A 17,235-nucleotide genomic window follows, 5' to 3' on the forward strand; every position below is an offset into this window, starting at 1 on the left:
TACTTAATCAGACCAAACTCGATGACTAGAATGAGACGTCATCCGAGCGTTCCGCAAGCTCTGGGCCTGATCGACCTCAGGCAAGACACGGCCTTGCGGGTGGCACGCGACCCTCATGAACAAGGAGCATCCATCATGGCAAACAAGATTCGCGTCGGCATCATCGGTACAGGAGGATGGGCGCGCTACGGGCACATCCCGACGCTGCAAGCATTGGACGCCTTCGAGGTTGTGGCATTGTCAGGGCGAAACCTGGCGAAGGTGCGCGGCTACGCGGACGAGTTCGGTATTGCACATGCCTTCGATGATGCCGAGCAATTGATCAACCATCCCGAGGTGGACCTGGTAGTGGTGCTCGCCCCTACCCCCGAACACGGTCGCCTGTCGAAAAAGGTCGTCGAGGCAGGCAAGGACGTCTATAGCGAATGGCCGCTGTCAACCAATACAGCCGAGTCCGAGCGGGTCTTGGCACTGGCTCAGACCGAAGGTGTAACCCATGTGGTCGGGTTGCAGCGGCGGTTCTCGCCTAGCTCGCGGTACTGGCACGATCTCGTGCGCCAAGGCTATGTTGGCAAACTGAGAGCCGTTCGCATGTCCGTAGGCGTCGAGGCGTTCAGCGCCGTGATGCCAGAGGCAGCCAGATGGGCGGTCGATCCTGACAATTTCACTCATTTGCTGCCGGTTTACGGCGGTCATTTCTTCGACATGTTGTTCCATGGGCTTGAATTTCCCGAGAAGTTGGTCTCCCTATCTCAGAACCAACTGCCTGTGACCACAATCAAGGAGACAGGCGAACAGATTCCCTACGCGGCGGCGAACGAAGTGCTGGTGATCGGCACGTTCCCAAGCGGTGGAACCTTCACGCTGCAACTGGAAGGCGGACAAAGGCACCCCACCGGATTGCAGATCGAAATCACTGGCACTGACGGGGTATTGCGTATTCTTAATCCGCGGGGTTTCCAAAACGTCGACGATGGGCAGGTCTATGGCATGAAAGATGGCGCGACGGCGTTCGTGGAGTTGCCGGTACCAGGTCGTTACAACTCGTTGCCGGTGACGCACCTTGATGCCAGCGCGCAAGACGTCGCCTATCTCTACGATGCCTATGCGCGGAGCAAAACCAAGGGCGACAGTGACGTCACCACGTTCGAAGATGCGTTGCGCATGCATCGCTTACTGGATCGCGTGGTCGAATCGTCCGCAGCAAACGAGAGATAGATAACGTGGTCATCGCTGGACAATACGTGGGCAAGCAGCATCTCTCATTCCAGACGCATTAAGCGCTTCTGGAGAATCGGGAACTGCGCATTGAAACGGCACGCGACGTTCCGCCGCGCACCGGCCGCCACACCGCCTCGAACTAAATCGCTTCAGCTGAACCAAAGTTCAGATCGTTCAAGTTCCCGAAGCCCACCTGCATGTCCACTGACCACGCTTACCATTTCACCGAGGACCAGCGCCCGAACGTTGCCGGTGCGCCCTATCTTCCGCCACACACCCTTGGCCGTCGGGTGGCCTATGTGATCGTTGCGCTGCTGATGAGCCTGTCAGGCACGTTCGGCAACAGCTTGATCACCGAAAACCTGGCGCAACTGGCCGGCGGCTATTCGGCGTATTCGGCCCAGATGGTCTGGCTTACCGGGGTGTTCGTCGGCGTCGGTGCCTGCAGCAACCTGTTCGTGATCAAGGGGCGACAGCAGTTCGGGTTGCCGCTCATGCTGTTCGGCGCTCTTGGGCTCTACGCGCTGGCCGCGGCGGCGGATGTGCTGTTCGCCAATCTGACTACCGCGATACTGTCCCGCGCTGCGAACGGTCTGGCCACCTCGACGGCGGTGGCTTCAAGTGTCTATTACCTCATGTCGGCGCTGCCCCAGAGCAAACGGATTCTGGCGGTGGCGACGCCTATCGCCTGTGTCCAGTTGGCTCAGCCACTGGCACGCCTGGTGCCGGTCGACTTTCTCATTGCCGACGGCAACACCACTCTGCGTCTGTTGGTGCTGTTGATACCTGTCCTGCAGATCGTGATCTTGGCCCTGAATCCACTACCACCCACCTACCGCATCAAGACCTTCGAGTGGGTGGATCTGATCACGGGTGTGTTCGTGGCATGTGGCGCCGTCATGTTGGGATGCGCGCTGGCTACCGCGTCCACCTATTGGTGGAACGATGCTCCGTTCGTTGGCCAGCTGATGCTGGGCGCTGTGTTGACCATCGGTGCAGCCCTGCTGGTCGAGGCGTGCCGCAAGCGACCCGAGATCGACATCGGCTGGCTGAGCAATCGCCATATTTGTACGTTCATGGGTATCGCGCTGCTGGAACGTGTCTCGCTGGCGGTGCAGACCAGCAGTGTGCCCGGCCTGTTCGCACTGCGCAGCCTCAACAACGATCAGTACCATGCCCTGTTTGGCTGGGTGTCCGTGGCGATGCTGGCAGGCATCGTGATCATGCTGGCGACGTTGAACCCGCGTTCGTTGCTGTATCAGATGGTCGCCGCGCTGGGCTGCATTGCCATGGGCGCGCTGCTGGCGTGCTTCAGCAACGGTTCGGTTCGCCCGCAGGATCTGATCGTGTCCCAGTGCCTGATCGGCTTCGGTGCCACGCTGTTCGTCGGCCCGGCGCTGCTCTACAGCGTCTCGCAGGTGCTGAAGCAGGGGCCGCAGGTACTGGTGCCGACCGTGTTGATTTTCGCCGCCACGCAGAACCTGGGCAGTGTGATTGGCTCGGCCCTGCTCAACAGCGTCCAGTACGCAACGCAACGCTATGCGATCTCCGGTTATGCCAATCGCCTGAGCGCAACCGATCCGCGCGTCGATCCGTCAGCGCTTTCCACGCTGACCAGCGAGGTGAGCCGCCAGGCCAGTGTGATCGGCTACCTGAACAGCTTTCGCCTGGTATTGGTGATTGCACTGGCCGCCACGCTGGTGGTGCTGGCCGCCGCCGCTTATTCCAGCTACTCCAATCGCCATCCAAAGAGGAAACCCACGTGAGCAAGGACTCTCCTTCCGAATCGTCACCGTCCGAGTCGTCCGACGATACCTGGAAGCCTGCCAAGCCCAGCCTGATCCAGCTCGGTGCAATTGCCCTGGTTGCGTTGCTGGCGGTGACGTTGGTGCTTTACATATGGCGTTTCTTTCCTTTCAGTGATGACGGTCCCTACACCGATAACGCTTACGTGCGTGGCTATGTCACGACTCTGGCACCGGAGGTCTCCGGGCACCTCACCAACGTGCTGGTCAAGGACTATGAAACTGTCCACGAAGGCCAGTTGCTGGCGCAGATCGACCCTGCCAGTTACGCCGCCAGTGTCGAGCAGGCGGTCGCCGACCTCGACGCCGCCAAGAGCGACCTGGCCAATAATGCCCAGTCTCAAGCGTCCGCCGTGGCGACCTTGAGCGCACGGCAGGCGGCACTCGGCACCGCCAATGCAGAATTGCTTCGCGCCCAAGGGGATTACGCCCGTAGCGAAGCGCTGGTCAAGGAAGGTGGGGTGTCCATCCAGGAGAGGGACACCGCGCTGGCGGCGTTGCGCAGTGCCAAAGGCGCGCTTGCCGAAGCGCAGGCCAATATCAAGGTGGCGCGCGCCGACGTGCGTACCCAAGAGGTGGCGGCACAGGGGTTGAGTGCCAAAGTGCAGCAGGCCAAAGCGGCGCTGGACTCGGCCCGGATACAGCTCTCCAGGACACGAATCGTGGCGCCGGCTGACGGTCAGCTCGGCCGTGTCGAATCCCATGTCGGCCGCTACGTCGGCGCCGGTACTGCACTGTTCAGCCTGGTCGAAACGGACCGCTGGGTAATTGCCGATTACAAGGAAGCGCAGACCCATGGCATCACCCTCGGCCAGACCGCGCATTTCGAGGTCGATGCCCTCCCCGGCACGACGTTCAGCGGGATCGTTGAACGGATGGCACCGGCCACCGGCCTGGAATTCTCGGCAATGACCGCCGACAACGGCACCGGTAACTTCGTCAAGGTGCCCCAGCGCCTGGGTGTACGCATCGCCATCGATCGTGATCAGCCGCTGTTCGAGCGCCTGCGGCCGGGTATGTCGGTGGAGATAAGGGTGGATACCGATGCTCAATAGGGACGCCTGAGGCATCGAGCCCACGCGACTTCAATCACTCAGCACAGGCACTGTCGGGCGCGAAATTAATGACGAGGCTGTCATGGATGCACTGAATCACACCTGCCTTCTTCCACACAGGCAGTCGGAATATGATCTTTTCACACCCTATTGGAATAATTGTCTACCGTGAGGATTGAAAGTGCCGGACTCAAAATCGCCTGGAAAGAAAATTCGTATCGGCCTGGTGGGCGCTGGAACTTGGGCCTTGCATGGTCATGTCAGAGTGCTCAACTTGCTTGCGGAGTATGAGCTGGTTGCGGTGTACGCTCGACGCCGTGAAGTCGCCGAAAAAGCTGCCTCCGATCATGGTTTCAGATTCGTGGCAAACACGGTCGCGGAGCTCTGCAGACATCCCGAAGTAGATCTCGTCGTCGTGGCGACAACGACACCTGAACATGCCGATCCAGTCAAAATGGCCTTGGAAGCAGGCAAGGATGTTTACTGCGAATGGCCCCTGACGACCAACACTGACACTGCGCAGGAACTGCTGGAACTTGCGCAGCGCAAGAACGCTCGGCACGCCGTGGGCCTGCAGCGTCGCCTGGCTCCGCACAATCGCTACCTCAAAGACCTATTGGCCCGAGGCTGGATTGGAGAAATTCGCTCTATTCGTGTTCACGTCAGTATCCCGCTGCTGGGAGCCGAACGCGGAAAGGCTGCACACTGGACAGCACCGGTCGAAAACTTCTCGAATGTCGTAAGCATCTATGCCGGGCATTTTCTGGACATGGTTTTCGAGGCGACTGGTTGGCCTGACAGCCTCAGTGCCCTGCAGAAAAACCAGTTTCCCACGGTCCTGGACGAAGAAGGCCAAAAGGTCATGGCCACCAGTCCGGATCAACTGGTCTTGATAGGACAGAAAGGCACGAACACCCTGGTAACCGCCCATATTGAAGGCGGAAAAGCCAACGGGTTCGGTGTTCAGATCGACATCACCGGCCGCGAAGGTGATCTTCGGATCACAAATCGTTCGGCATTTGGCGAAGTTGGGGATGACTACATCATCCAGGGCTCGAATAACGCAGGCCAGAGTCTCAAAGTGTTGGACATACCTCTGGATTATGAATGGATATCCGACCCCTCGCTACCCTCGGCGGTCCTCGAATTGGGGCACCTCTATAAAGCCTTCGCGGAGGACCTACGAAGTGGCAGTCACACTGCTGCCACGTTTGCCGATGCGTTGAGGCTGCATCGCTTCTTCGACACTGTCCAGAAGTCTACCGATCTGGGCGGACTAAAGTTGGAGGGTAAGGTCGGCGACCAGACTTGATCCCCGATGCGCAGCCGATATCCGGTGCGCATCCCTGCGATGCTCAACTCATCCAGTTGCCACCGTCGACGTTGTAGGTTTGCGCAACGATGTAATCGCTCTCCGGGCCGGCCAGGAATACCGCCATCCCGACCAGGTCTTCGGCCGTGCCCATTCGGCCGAAGGGAACTTCGAGGCCAACCAGGCGTTTCTTCTCGCCCAGAGGACGGTTCTCGTGCTTGGCGAACAAGGCATCGACACCATCCCAATGCTCGCCGTCCACGACACCGGGGGCGATGGCATTGACGTTGATCTTGTCTTTGATGAGGTTGAGTCCTGCCGACTGGGTCAGGCTGATCACCGCCGCCTTGGTCGCGCAGTAGACACCCACCAAGGCCTCACCTCGGCGACCGGCTTGGCTGGCCATGTTGATGATCTTGCCGCCATGCCCCTGCGCGATCATCTGCCTGGCGGCGGCCTGGAGCGTGAATAAGGTGCCGCTGACATTGATGGCAAACAGCTTGTCGTAGCTGGCCCTTGTGATCTCGGTGATCGGCGCCAGATCGAACAGCGCCGCGTTGTTCACCAGGATGTCCAGCTTGCCGACCTGCGTGACCACCGCCGCCATGGCGGCATCGATGGATGCCTGGTCGGTGACATCCATTTCAACCGCATACGCCTGCGGTCCCAGTTCGGCCGCGGTCGCCCGGGCACGTTCCAGATCGATGTCGGCGATCGCGACCGTGGCGCCTTCGCGAATGTACGCTTGGGCGAATGTACGACCGATGCCCCGTGCCGAGCCGGTAATCAGGGCGCTTTTTCCTTCGAGACGTTTCATTGGGTCTACCTTGAGGTGCGGGGCGCGTGGCTTCAACGAGCGCGCCTGTTGGAATTCATGCGGCTCGCGATGCAGCGGGCGCTACGGCCAGGCCGCTGTCATCGAACACGTGGCAGTGGGCAACATCGAGGGTCAGGTAACGCGCAGCGCCGTAGGGCACCTCGCAGTCTCCCTGGACACGTACCGTCAGGCTTTCCCCGGAGGCGATGTTGACGTGGCAGAAGGTGTCACTGCCCAGACGTTCGGTGACATCTGTAGTCACCGGCACATGGCCCTGTTCGCCCAGGCTCAGATGTTCAGGTCGTATGCCGATGGTCACGGCCTGGCCGACGGACAGCGCACCGCTTGCGCGGGGTATCAGCAGCCTTGCGCCGGCGGTGAACTCGACCTCCACACCAGTGGAGTGAACGGCCGTCACACGGGCTTGCAGAAAACCCATCTTGGGCGTTCCGAGAAAGCCTGCGACGAACAGGTTGGCCGGATGATGGTAGAGCTCCAGAGGCGAGCCGATCTGCTCGATCCGTCCGCCGTTCAACACCACGACCTTGGTCGCCAGGGTCATGGCCTCGACCTGATCATGGGTCACGTAGATCATGGTCGCTTGCAGTTCCTTGTGCAGCCGGGCCAACTCCAGGCGGGTCTGCACACGCAGCGCGGCATCGAGGTTGGACAGCGGCTCGTCGAACAGGAAGATCTTCGGGTTGCGAACGATGGCCCGCCCGATGGCCACACGCTGACGCTGTCCCCCCGACAGCTGTTTGGGCTTGCGATCGAGCAGCGCTCCGAGTTCGAGAATTCGGGCAGCCTCGGCGACCTTGCGGTCGACGTCGGGCTTCTTCTCACCCGCCAGGTCCAGCGCGAACGACAGGTTCTTGCGCACGCTCATGTGCGGATACAGGGCGTAGGTCTGGAACACCATAGCCAGGTCGCGCTTGGCCGGTGGTACTTCGGTGATGTCGCGGCCGTCCAGCTCGAGGGTGCCGCTGCTCACCTCTTCAAGCCCGGCGATCAGGCGCAGCAGGGTCGACTTGCCGCAGCCCGACGGGCCGACGAACACCACGAATTCGCGGTCGTGCACTTCCAGGTCGATGCCCTTGATGATCTGCAGACCTTCGAAGCCCTTTTTCAGGTTTTTTATTTTCAGAGTGGCCATGGGTGTGGTCCTTTGGAAGGAGATGGTGTTCGAGCGGGCGTCTTCGCGGGTAGAACCCGCTCCCACAGGGGGGCGTCGCACAATAATGTATGGGTCACTTGACTGCACCGAAGGACAGGCCGCGCACCAGTTGCTTCTGGCTGATCCAGCCGAATATGAGGATCGGCGCGCAGGCCAAGGTCGAGACAGCGGACAGCTTCGCCCAGAACAAACCTTCTGGGCTTGAATAGGAAGCTATGAGCGCGGTAAGCGGCGCAGCGCTGGAGCTCGTCAGGTTGAGCGACCAAAAAGCCTCGTTCCAGCACAGGATCAACGACAGCAGCATGGTCGAAGCCAGACCGCCCTTGCTGATGGGCAGCAGCACGCGCACCATTTCCTGCCGCAACGTCGCGCCGTCCAACCTCGCAGCTTCCAGGATTTCCCGCGGGATGTCCTTGAAGTACGTGTAGACCATCCAGACCACGATGGGCAGGTTGATCAGGGTGTAGATCACGATCAGTGCCAGCCGCGAGTCCAGCAGACCGGCGCCTTTGGCCAGCAGGTAGATAGGCATCAGTACACCCACGGGCGGCAGCATCTTGGTCGACAGCATCCATAGCAGTGTCTGCTTGGTGCGTTTGGTCTCGTAGAACGCCATCGAATAGGCCGCCGGAACCGCGATCAACATGCACAACGCCGTGGCGGTGAAGGAAATGAGTATCGAATTCCAGGCGAAGTGGAAGTAGTCACTGCGTTCCTGGATGTGCAGGTAATTCTCCAGCGTCGGGGTGAAGATGAACTGCGGCGGCGTGGCGAAGGCGTCGATCTCGGTCTTGAAACTGGTCAGCACCATCCAGAAAATTGGAAAGAACAGCAGCAAGGCTGCGGCCCAGGCCAGGGTACCGAGCACGATGCTTTGCAGCCGCCGGGATTGTTTGAGTGTCATCATGGCGTCGTCCTCAAGCGTTGTCGGTCAGGTTTTTGCCGATCATGCGTACCAGCACGATCGCCGCGATGTTGGCTATCACCACCGCTATGAGTCCCCCTGCCGAGGCCATTCCCACATCGAATTGCACCAGGGCCTGGTTGTAGATCAAGTACGCCAGGTTGGTCGAGGCAAACCCTGGCCCGCCATTGGTGGTAGTGAAGATCTCGGCGAATACCGAGAGCAAAAATATCGTCTCGATCATGACGACCACCGCAATCGGCCGGGCCAGGTGGGGCAACGTGAGGTGCCAGAAGATCGCCACGGGGCCTGCGCCATCCAGCCGTGCGGCTTCTTTCTGCTCCTGATCAAGCGACTGCATTGCAGTCATCAGCAGCAGGATTGCTAAAGGCAGCCATTGCCACGAGACGATCAAGATGATCGAGAGGAGCGGATAGTGCGCCAGCCAGTCGACCGGCTGCGCGCCAAAAAACTTCCAAACCGCCGCAAGTACGCCGGAAACGGGATGAAAGATCAGGTTCTTGAACACCAGCGACCCCACCGTGGGCATGATGAAAAACGGTGAAATGAGCAGCACCCTGACGATGCCACGTCCGAAGAACTCACTCGCTTCAAGCAACGCGGCGATCAACACGCCCAGAACCACACTGATCAGCAGCACGCTGACCACCAGGACCAGTGTATTCAGGGCGCCGGGCAGAAAGCCCGTGTCGGTGACGAAATAGGTGAAGTTCTCGAGGCCGACGAATTCGTTCTCCCCTGGGTTGAGCAGGTTGAACCGGATCACCGAGAAATAAACCGTCATGGCCAGCGGGACGATCATCCACAGCAACAGAAGTGCAACCGAGGGCGATACCAGAAACCAGCCTGGGTTGCGGAGCCGGCGCGTGCGTGACGGGGCCGAAACCAAAGGCTGGTCTCGAACGAGGGACGTGTTCATGGGCGTTTACCTGTGCGGCGGTGACCGCCGGCGTCGGGCCGGCGGGTATCGTGGGCGGATTACTTCTTGGGGTAGCCCGCGCGCTTCATCTCGCGTTCGGTAGTGGACTGAGCAGATGCCAGTGCCTGATCCACCGACATCTGCCCGGTCAGCGCTGCACTGAACAGCTTGCCCACGGAGGTGCCGATCGACTGAAACTCCGGAATCACCACGTACTGGATGCCCACGTACGGCACCGGTTTGGCTGACGGGTTGGAAGGATCGGCGTGCTTCATCATCTGCAAGGTGACTTCGGCAAATGGGGCCGCCTTCAGGTAGGCGTCACTGTAGGTCGAAAGGCGCGTGCCAGGCGGAACGTTGGTGATGCCATCCTTCTCGGTGACCAACTGGATGTAGGCTTTGGAAGTTGCCCAGGTAACGAACGTCTTGGCGGCCGCCTTGTGCTTGGAGGTGGCGGGAATGGCCAGCGACCAGGCGTACAACCACGACGAGCCTTTGTCGGTGACCTCGGTGGGCGCAGGCGCGAAGCCCACGCTGTCGACCACCCTGCTCTGCTCCTTGTCGGTGGTGAACGAACCCGCCACGCTGGCATCCACCCAGATCGCGCACTTGCCGCTGTTGAACAACGCCAGCGTTTCGTTGAAACCGTTGCTGGATACGCCGGGAGGGCCGTATTTCTTCAGCGTATCGACGTAGAAATTCGCCGCGGCTTTCCACTCTGGGCTATCGAGTTCGGGCTGCCATTGCTCGTTGAACCAGCGCGCCCCGAAGGCGTTGGCCATGGTGCTGAGCAATGCCATGTTTTCACCCCAGCCAGCTTTGCCTCGCAAGCACATGCCGTACTGATCCTTGGACGGATCATTGAGCTTGGCGGCGAATTCACCCAGTTGAGACCAGGTCGGTTTCTCCGGCATGGTCAGGCCCGCGGCCTTGAACAGATCGGTGCGGTAGTAGGTGACGGTGCTTTCGCCATAGAACGGCAATGCGTAGAGAGTATCGTTGACCGAAAGACCCTGGCGGACTGCAGGGAAGATGTCATCGACATCATAGTCGGCCGGCAGATTCTGCATGGGTTCCAGCCAGTTCTTGGTCCCCCACAGTGGTGTCTCGTAGGTGCCGATGGTCAACACGTCGAACTGGCCACCCTGGGTGGCAATGTCGGTTGTCAGGCGCTGGCGCAGCACGTTCTCTTCGAGAACGACCCAGTTGAGTTTGATGTCGGGATTCTGCTGCTCGAAGATTTTCGACAGCCGCTGCATGCGGATCATGTCGCCGTTGTTGACCGTCGCGATCGTCAGGGTCTCGGCAGCATGGCTGGCGAAGGCGACTGACAGACCAGCCGAAAGAATTAGCGCAGGGGTAATCTTCATGGGGCTCTCCGCTCCCGGCCGATTCGACCGGAGCTGTTATTGTTGTTGTCGACCATCGCCGCGCGGATCGTGCCGTGGCCGCAGCGCTGTACGAGCCGATTAGATCACCCCCGATATTCCCGCTCAAACGAATGGCGAACGTCATTTCGATACTTTTTTGACCGTCCTATCCATCGACGCGTGCGATCAAAAAAGTATTGAACCGGCGCAACGCAGGGACTAGCTGCTCAGGGCAGGGTCAGCGTATGGTGCGTGAATTGGAGCCGCTGTACTCGATCCGCACCACAAACAAAAAAGGGGCACTCGATGCCTGATAACCGCGCTGCCCTGTTCGAGCATCGGCCCGCCGATCTCGAGGTCATCCTGCCTGGCCCTGACCAGAGTTTCCGCTGGTATGAGCACGACTACCCCTACGAGCTCGCCCGCTGGAACCATCATCCCGAGTATGAAATCCACCTGATCCGAGCAGGCAGCGGCAAGCTTCTGGCGGGTGACTACATTGGCCCCTTCGGCGCAGGGCATGTGGCGCTGATCGGGCCGGACCTTCCCCATGACTGGATGGGCGACGTTGCGCCCGGTGAACACATCTACGGCCGTGACGTGGTCCTGCAGTTCGATGGCGCGGCCCTGCTCAACCTGCGTGGCTCGCTGCCTGAACTTTCAGATCTGAACGGCCTGTTGGCACAGGCACGACGCGGCATCGAATTTACCGGCAGCACTGCCTTGCAAGCGGCCGCCTTGCTGGAGGGCATTGGTAAGGCCCAGGGGCTGCAGCGGCTGATTGCGTTCATGCAATTGCTGTCCACGTTGGCCAGAGCGCCCAAGCGCGACGTTCGAGTGTTGGCCAGCGCCTTTTACTCGCCATCGCTGGACGCACGCAGTTCGCAACGTATCAATCAGGCATTCGACTACCTGATCAACGAGCTCACAACCGATCTGCGCCTCTCGACCATCGCCGCGCGCGTCGGCATGAGCGAGGCAGGCTTCTCGCGCTTCTTCAAACGCATCACCGGCCACGGTTTCATCGACCTGATGCGCAAACTCCGAATCCAGCGCGCGTGTCGGCTGCTCGTCCAGACCCAGCTCTCCGTGGCGGAAATCTGCTTTGAAGTGGGCTACGAAAATGTCTCCAACTTCAATCGCCACTTCCGCCACGAAATGGCCCAGACGCCCAGTGACTATCGGCGCGCTCGCCCGCACGCTCTATAGCGACGCGGGCAAGCTCGCGGTTTGCTCAATGGTCTGTACCCAAACGAACCCTTCCTCCTGCGTAGGGGGTTCGAGCATCTGGAACACGCTGTGCAAGGCTTCCTCGGGAACGCGCTTGTCAGCAGTGCGTTGGGCATTCCGGGCTCGGGCAAGCTCCAGGGAAGCCTTCACGAAGACGGCGATGACTGGAACCTGATGCGTGCGGGCAATGGCGAGTAGCTTTTCCCGGTGCCGTTGCGCAGGCAGCGCCGCATCGAACACGACTGCCCGCTCACCCAACCGGCCATGATTCTCGGACACCCAGCGAGACTTGCCCGCCCCCTGCACGCCCATCACCAGATAAACATGGGTGCCTTCGGCCGCTTTCGACAGCGCTTCGTTCAAGCGCGCATAGGCGAGCTTCCACGCACGACGATTCCTTTCCGGCGTGAACTGCCTGCCAGACTCGGTTTCCAGGAAATCATCGGGATTGATCACTATTGGAAGACCGGCGGTGCCGCCGTTGGTGTTATGGAATTGCTCCTCGGATCCGAACGCACAAACATGGGTCAGGCCCGACAGGGCGAAAGTTCGTGTCATTGAAGATGATGCCTCCCATGAGCGGGACAATGTTGCGTTTTACTGTACAGAAAGCGTGTACAAAAAACATGCCGTCCTGACGCCCATGAAATCGGCGAGGCATCGCCTGTCTACTGTCCAATATCCAACACCTGAACCACGCTTTGTTCCGCCAAACACACCCAGCCAGGTCAACTTGCTGTGGCGCTAATAGGTCCGCTTGTTAACTACCACTCCATCTCCCCCTTGGCGACCTTGGCGCTGAGTTCCAGTGACGACTCATCGCCCAACGCCGGATAGTGCGCCTTCATCGCCGCGACCAATGCGTTCGAGTTTTTGGCTTTGACTGTTTCGGCATCGAAAGTTTTTATGTAGTCCGCCGTGAAGCGTGCCGCGTCGATTGGCTTGCGTTCACCGGGCAGAAAGTGGCCGGGGATGACAGTTACAGGCTGGAGTTTCTCGATATGGGCCAGCGTGGCCAGCCAGTCGGCGTGGGATTTCGCACTTTGTGTGTCGGCCATCCAGACGTGGATGTTGTTGGAAAGCACAACGCCGCCGAGTACCGTTTTCGTTGACGGTATCCAGACAAAGGTACGCTCGGGTTGTGGGCCGTCCAGGCCGATGATCTGCAGCTGTCGACCTTCCAGTTCGAGACGGTTGCCTTCCAGCACCTGCGGCACGATGAGTTTGCCTGGAGCGCCGTCCCCCATTTGGGGGCCCCAATAGGCCAGCTTGCTGTCCTTGGTTTGCTTGATGTGCGCGACGGTCTGCGCGGTCGCCAGCACTCTTGCCTTGGGAAAGGCCTCGGTGATGGTTTGCAGGCCGAAGTAGTAATCGGGATCGCCGTGACTGATGTAGATGGCAGTCAGTGTTTTGCCGCTCTGGTGGATGCGATTGACCAGTTCTTCGGCCTGCGGCCGGGCAAATTGTGCGTCGACCAAAACGGCCTCTTTCTCGCCGGTGACGATTACCGAGGACACCGGAAAAATCGCCTCCGGGCCCGGATTGTAGACCTCTACGCGCAGAGGTTCTGCGGCCAGGGCCGCGCCTGCGCCTCCCAGCAGGATCAGGCTGGCAAACACACGTCGTGCGATGAAGTGGATCATGGACATTCCATCTCGAAGGTTGAGGTGGATGGAGGTTAGATGAGATTTATCGCTCGAAAAACAGTAGATTTGCTGCATATTTGTTTCGAGAAATAGACCTAATCATGGATAAGTTGTTGGCGATGCAAGCCTTCGTCACCGTCGTGGACTGCGGCAGTCAGACGGCTGCCGCCGATAAGCTCGGGCTCTCACGGCCGGTGATTTCCAGGTTTCTGGCGGAGCTCGAGGACTGGACAGGCGCCAGGCTCATGCACCGCACGACGCGGCGCCTGACCCTGACCGCAGTGGGCGCGCAAATGCTGCCACTGTGCCGGCGAATGCTCGACCTGGCCGAGGACATGCAGGCGATCGCGACTCATCCCGAAGACGAGCCCGAAGGACTGCTGCGCATCACGGCCAGCACCTCGTTCGGACAGGCCCAGCTCACTGGGGCCGTTACCGAATTCGTCGCACGCTACCCCAAGGTACGGATCGACATGCAGCTGCTCGATCGCACGGTCAATCTGGTCGACGAGCGCGTGGATCTGGCGATTCGCATCACCAACGAGCTTGACCCCAACCTCATCGCACGGCGGCTGACCACCTGCCGCTCGGTGGTCTGCGCCGCGCCCAGCTATCTGAAAACCCACGTTGAGCCGAAAACGATCGAAGACCTTTCCCTGCATAATTGCCTGACGCATTCCTATCACGGCAGCAGCCTGTGGCATTTCACCCGCAACGGCGAGCCCAGCAGTGTTGCAGTCAATGGCAATGTCAGCACCAACGACTCCGTCACGACCTTGCAGGCCGCGTTGTGCGGGTCAGGCGTCGCGCTGTTGCCGACCTACCTGGCAGCGCCTCTTGTTCGCAAAGGAGAGTTGGTCGCCCTGTTGCCCGACTACCAGCCCATGACGTTGAGCATCCATGCCGTGTATGCGTCTCGCAGGCATGTATCGGCGGTATTGCGCGCGATGCTGGATTTTCTGGTCGTACGGTTTCCGGAAGAGCCTGCGTGGGATAGCGCAGTGGTCGCACGCTAATCGTTAATAGCGAAAATATGATCCGCTACATCGCAAAGTGTTGAATCACTGTTGCTCAGCAAACAGCACTTCAATATATAGCTAAAACTCAGCTCGCTATTCCACCATGGAAGTTGCAGCAGCATTTATATTTCTATTCAATCTAAGCACGCCTTGTATGGCGGCGGCTTCAACACACTATCGCTGCTCTTTGTGTCGGACCCCTACGCGTTAATACAGCACTTATCTATCGGTGCTGCAGGACCGACCTACTTCTTATCTGGATCTCGGATACCAACAATGGCCAAACAGCTTCAAATTCTCGACGGCGGCATGGGCCGTGAGTTGTCGCGCAATGGCGCACCGTTTCGGCAGCCGGAATGGTCGGCACTGGCGTTGATCGAGGCACCTGAATATGTGCGGCGGGCCCACGACGCTTTCATCGAGGCCGGTGCGCAGATCATCACGACCAACAGCTACGCCGTGGTGCCCTTTCACATCGGCGATGCGCGCTTCGAACGCGATGGGGCGGCCCTGGCGCGCCTGGCGGGTGCCATCGCTCGCGATGCGGCCGATGCCAGCGCGCAGAGCGTTCGGGTTGCGGGGTCGTTACCTCCTGCGCTGGGCTCGTATCGTCCGGATCTGTTCGAGCCGGTGCAGGCGGCCAGGATTCTTCAGGTGCTGATCGATGCCTTGAGTGATCAGGTCGATCTGTGGCTGGCCGAGACCCAGAGTTCCATTGCCGAGGTGCGGCTGGTCGCCGATCTGCTCAAGGACGACCCACGTCCGCGCTGGTTTTCCTTCACCCTGGATGATGCACTCAATACTCAGGGCAAAGCTCAACTGCGCTCCGGGGAAAGCATCACTGCAGCCGTCGCGGCTGCGACGCAGCTGAACGCGGCGGCCATTCTGTTCAACTGCAGCCCGCCTGAAGTCATGAGTGCGGCCCTGCTCGAAGCGGGCACCCAGAGCAATTCCGCGCTGGGCATCTATGCCAACGCCTTCGAACCTTCGGATCAGAAACGTGGGGCCAACGTCGGCCTCAGTGCGATGCGGCGGGACACCGAGCCAGGCAACTATCTGCGTTGGGCTCAGGAGTGGGTCGCCCAAGGGGCAAGTATCGTCGGCGGTTGCTGTGGCATCGGCCCGGAACACATTCACGCGCTGTCGAGCGCCCTGGTCGACGCTGACCTTGCCCCCGCTGCACAGGATGCCTTGCATGTTTGATCGTCGTTCTTTCATCAAGGGCACCGGTGCGGCGGCCATGACGGCGGCGATGGCCTCTGCCTGGCCTTTGCGAGGCTTCGCACAGGACAGCCTGGAACCGAAAAAAGGCGGGCATCTGGTGGTCGGGTTGGACAACGCCTCCACCACCGACCGCCTCGACCCTGCCTTCTGGTTCGAAAGCTGGATGTACGTCACCGGCAGCCAGCTGTTCAACGCGCTGGTGGAAGTCGATGACACCGGAGCCATAGTTCCCTCACTCGCCGAATCCTGGTCCAGCGCCGACGGTGGCCGCAAATGGGTGTTGAACATCCGTAAAGGCGTGCAATTCCATGACGGCCGGTCGTTGAGCGCAAAGGACGTCGTGTGGTCGCTCAATCACCACCGCGACGAGAAATCGTCGTCGCCCGTCAAGGTGTATCTGGAGCCGGTCACGGACCTGCGGGCCAGCGCCGAGCACGAAGTCACCATCACGCTGGCAGATCCGAACGTCGAGTTCATCGCATTGCTTTCGGCGGTCCATTTCGTGATCACTGCCGAAAACGAACCTTTCGAAAAAGCCATCGGTACCGGGGCCTTCATCCTGGAAAACTTCCAGCCGGGGGTGCGCATGTTGGTCAGGCGCAATCCCAATCACTGGAACCCTTCCCGCGGCCACGTCGATTCGGTCGAAACCCTGGCCATGAATGATTCGACCGCAAGGGTGGCGGCGCTGGTCAGCGGTTCGGTGCAGATCATCAATCGGGTCAACCCACGCATTGTCGGTCGCATCGAAAAGATGCCGTCGATCCAGCTGATCCGCGACAAGGACAGCCAGATCTTCACGCTGCCGGGCCTGGCCAATGTCGCGCCGTTCGATTCCCTTGATGGGCGACTGGCGCTCAAGTACGCCGTGGATCGGCAACAGCTGATCGACACGGTGCTGGGCGGCTATGGCTCGGTGGGCAACGACAACCCGGTCTTCCCCTCGAACCGGTATTTCGCCAAGGACATTCCGCAACGGCCCTACGATCCCGATCGCGCGCGCTTTCACTGGCAAAAGGCGGGCTTCGCCGGACCGCTCACGCTGCACGCGGCAGACGCCGGTTTTCCGGGGGCGGTGGATGCCGCCCAGTTGTATCAGCAGTCGGCGCAGAAAGCCGGCATTCCCCTGGCCATCGAACGCGTACCGAACGACGCTTTCTGGACCGATACCTGGCTGAAGAAGCCATTCTGCACCTCCAACTGGGGCGCGCGGCCCACTGCCGATGCCCTGCTGTCCATGGTGTTCACCAGCAATGCGCCGTGGAACGAATCGGCCTGGCGGGTCCCGGCGTTCGATCAACTGGTCAAGGCTGCGCGCGGCGAAGCCGATGAAGACAAGCGCCGCCAGATCTACCACGACATCCAGCTGATGCTGGTGGATCAGAGCAGTGAAATCATCCCGCTGTACGCCGACGCGCTGGCGGCCACGCGCAGCAATGTGAAGGGCTTCAAGTCGGTGCCTGGCGTGCCGCTGAGCGGCAACCGCGCCGCCGAAAAAGTCTGGCTGGAAGGATAGCC

15 protein-coding genes are annotated in these 17,235 nt (G+C 60.1%); 8 read left to right on the forward strand and 7 right to left on the reverse strand.

The features are described from left to right. Positions 1-135 precede the first annotated feature (135 nt). From AC788_RS06020 to AC788_RS06035, 4 genes are all read left to right on the forward strand, one after another. On the forward strand, positions 136-1,218 hold the full coding sequence (locus AC788_RS06020; protein ID WP_049859692.1) for a Gfo/Idh/MocA family protein: 1,083 nt from the start codon (positions 136-138) through the stop codon (positions 1,216-1,218). Positions 1,219-1,418: 200 nt separating this feature from the next. After that, on the forward strand, positions 1,419-2,987 hold the full coding sequence (locus AC788_RS21740) for a hypothetical protein (RefSeq protein WP_049859693.1): 1,569 nt from the start codon (positions 1,419-1,421) through the stop codon (positions 2,985-2,987). Then, the gene (locus tag AC788_RS21745; protein WP_049859694.1) at positions 2,984-4,081 is read left to right on the forward strand and encodes an HlyD family secretion protein; all 1,098 of its coding nucleotides are present in this window, start codon (positions 2,984-2,986) and stop codon (positions 4,079-4,081) included. Before AC788_RS21740 ends, AC788_RS21745 begins: the two co-directional genes overlap by 4 nt. A 181-nt stretch (positions 4,082-4,262) precedes the next feature. Then, complete coding sequence (locus AC788_RS06035) at positions 4,263-5,393, forward strand: Gfo/Idh/MocA family protein (protein WP_049859695.1); 1,131 nt, start codon at positions 4,263-4,265, stop codon at positions 5,391-5,393. A gap of 43 nt (positions 5,394-5,436) precedes the next feature. On the opposite strand, the gene AC788_RS06040 is transcribed toward AC788_RS06035, so the two are convergent. The 5 genes from AC788_RS06040 to AC788_RS06060 form a co-directional block, all read right to left on the reverse strand. Continuing rightward, positions 5,437-6,210, reverse strand: coding sequence for an L-iditol 2-dehydrogenase (locus AC788_RS06040; protein ID WP_049859696.1), 774 nt, complete (start codon positions 6,208-6,210; stop codon positions 5,437-5,439). Between the two features lie 55 nt (positions 6,211-6,265). Continuing rightward, a complete protein-coding gene (locus AC788_RS06045) occupies positions 6,266-7,363 on the reverse strand; it encodes an ABC transporter ATP-binding protein (protein ID WP_049859697.1) in 1,098 nt (365 codons plus the stop codon). A 94-nt stretch (positions 7,364-7,457) separates the two neighbouring features. Continuing rightward, on the reverse strand, positions 7,458-8,291 hold the full coding sequence (locus AC788_RS06050; RefSeq protein ID WP_049859698.1) for a carbohydrate ABC transporter permease: 834 nt from the start codon (positions 8,289-8,291) through the stop codon (positions 7,458-7,460). A 10-nt stretch (positions 8,292-8,301) separates the two neighbouring features. Further along, positions 8,302-9,228, reverse strand: coding sequence for a carbohydrate ABC transporter permease (locus AC788_RS06055; RefSeq protein WP_049859699.1), 927 nt, complete (start codon positions 9,226-9,228; stop codon positions 8,302-8,304). Positions 9,229-9,287: 59 nt separating this feature from the next. After that, positions 9,288-10,598 carry an ABC transporter substrate-binding protein gene (locus AC788_RS06060; protein WP_049859700.1) on the reverse strand — a complete coding sequence of 437 codons (1,311 nt, stop codon included), beginning with the start codon at positions 10,596-10,598 and terminating at the stop codon, positions 9,288-9,290. Between the two features lie 306 nt (positions 10,599-10,904). On the opposite strand from AC788_RS06060, the gene AC788_RS06065 reads away from it, so the two are divergent. Beyond that, complete coding sequence (locus AC788_RS06065) at positions 10,905-11,807, forward strand: helix-turn-helix domain-containing protein (protein ID WP_049859701.1); 903 nt, start codon at positions 10,905-10,907, stop codon at positions 11,805-11,807. Here the strand turns inward: AC788_RS06065 and AC788_RS06070 are convergent. Both AC788_RS06070 and AC788_RS06075 read right to left on the reverse strand, forming a co-directional pair. Continuing rightward, positions 11,802-12,386, reverse strand: coding sequence for an AAA family ATPase (locus AC788_RS06070; RefSeq protein WP_082223580.1), 585 nt, complete (start codon positions 12,384-12,386; stop codon positions 11,802-11,804). The two genes, AC788_RS06065 and AC788_RS06070, sit on opposite strands and share 6 nt — an antisense overlap. 206 nt (positions 12,387-12,592) lie before the next feature. Further along, positions 12,593-13,471: an MBL fold metallo-hydrolase gene (locus tag AC788_RS06075; protein ID WP_049859702.1), complete on the reverse strand. Its 879-nt coding sequence runs from the start codon at positions 13,469-13,471 to the stop codon at positions 12,593-12,595. Between the two features lie 104 nt (positions 13,472-13,575). Here AC788_RS06075 and AC788_RS06080 point away from each other — a divergent pair, with 104 nt between their 5' ends. The 3 genes from AC788_RS06080 (at position 13,576) to AC788_RS06090 (ending at position 17,233) form a co-directional block, all read left to right on the forward strand. Then, positions 13,576-14,490: a LysR family transcriptional regulator gene (locus AC788_RS06080; protein WP_049859703.1), complete on the forward strand. Its 915-nt coding sequence runs from the start codon at positions 13,576-13,578 to the stop codon at positions 14,488-14,490. Positions 14,491-14,769: 279 nt separating this feature from the next. Further along, positions 14,770-15,696: a homocysteine S-methyltransferase family protein gene (locus AC788_RS06085; RefSeq protein ID WP_049859704.1), complete on the forward strand. Its 927-nt coding sequence runs from the start codon at positions 14,770-14,772 to the stop codon at positions 15,694-15,696. Beyond that, positions 15,689-17,233: an ABC transporter substrate-binding protein gene (locus AC788_RS06090; protein ID WP_049859705.1), complete on the forward strand. Its 1,545-nt coding sequence runs from the start codon at positions 15,689-15,691 to the stop codon at positions 17,231-17,233. The genes AC788_RS06085 and AC788_RS06090 overlap by 8 nt, the downstream gene beginning before the upstream one ends. Positions 17,234-17,235 lie beyond the last annotated feature (2 nt).

This window comes from Pseudomonas sp. RIT-PI-a (assembly GCF_001187875.1).
GTDB lineage: Bacteria > Pseudomonadota > Gammaproteobacteria > Pseudomonadales > Pseudomonadaceae > Aquipseudomonas > Aquipseudomonas coleopterorum.

Bases quoted from the DNA above. Each gene is read 5' to 3' on its own strand.
- AC788_RS06020 (WP_049859692.1), top strand. From the start codon at position 136: ATGGCAAACAAGATTCGCGTCGGCATCATCGGTACAGGAGGATGGGCG.
- AC788_RS21740 (WP_049859693.1), top strand. From the start codon at position 1,419: ATGTCCACTGACCACGCTTACCATTTCACCGAGGACCAGCGCCCGAAC.
- AC788_RS06040 (WP_049859696.1), bottom strand. From the start codon at position 6,210: ATGAAACGTCTCGAAGGAAAAAGCGCCCTGATTACCGGCTCGGCACGG.
- AC788_RS06045 (WP_049859697.1), bottom strand. From the start codon at position 7,363: ATGGCCACTCTGAAAATAAAAAACCTGAAAAAGGGCTTCGAAGGTCTG.
- AC788_RS06050 (WP_049859698.1), bottom strand. From the start codon at position 8,291: ATGATGACACTCAAACAATCCCGGCGGCTGCAAAGCATCGTGCTCGGT.
- AC788_RS06055 (WP_049859699.1), bottom strand. From the start codon at position 9,228: ATGAACACGTCCCTCGTTCGAGACCAGCCTTTGGTTTCGGCCCCGTCA.
- AC788_RS06060 (WP_049859700.1), bottom strand. From the start codon at position 10,598: ATGAAGATTACCCCTGCGCTAATTCTTTCGGCTGGTCTGTCAGTCGCC.
- AC788_RS06065 (WP_049859701.1), top strand. From the start codon at position 10,905: ATGCCTGATAACCGCGCTGCCCTGTTCGAGCATCGGCCCGCCGATCTC.
- AC788_RS06070 (WP_082223580.1), bottom strand. From the start codon at position 12,386: ATGACACGAACTTTCGCCCTGTCGGGCCTGACCCATGTTTGTGCGTTC.
- AC788_RS06075 (WP_049859702.1), bottom strand. From the start codon at position 13,471: ATGATCCACTTCATCGCACGACGTGTGTTTGCCAGCCTGATCCTGCTG.
- AC788_RS06080 (WP_049859703.1), top strand. From the start codon at position 13,576: ATGGATAAGTTGTTGGCGATGCAAGCCTTCGTCACCGTCGTGGACTGC.
- AC788_RS06085 (WP_049859704.1), top strand. From the start codon at position 14,770: ATGGCCAAACAGCTTCAAATTCTCGACGGCGGCATGGGCCGTGAGTTG.
- AC788_RS06090 (WP_049859705.1), top strand. From the start codon at position 15,689: ATGTTTGATCGTCGTTCTTTCATCAAGGGCACCGGTGCGGCGGCCATG.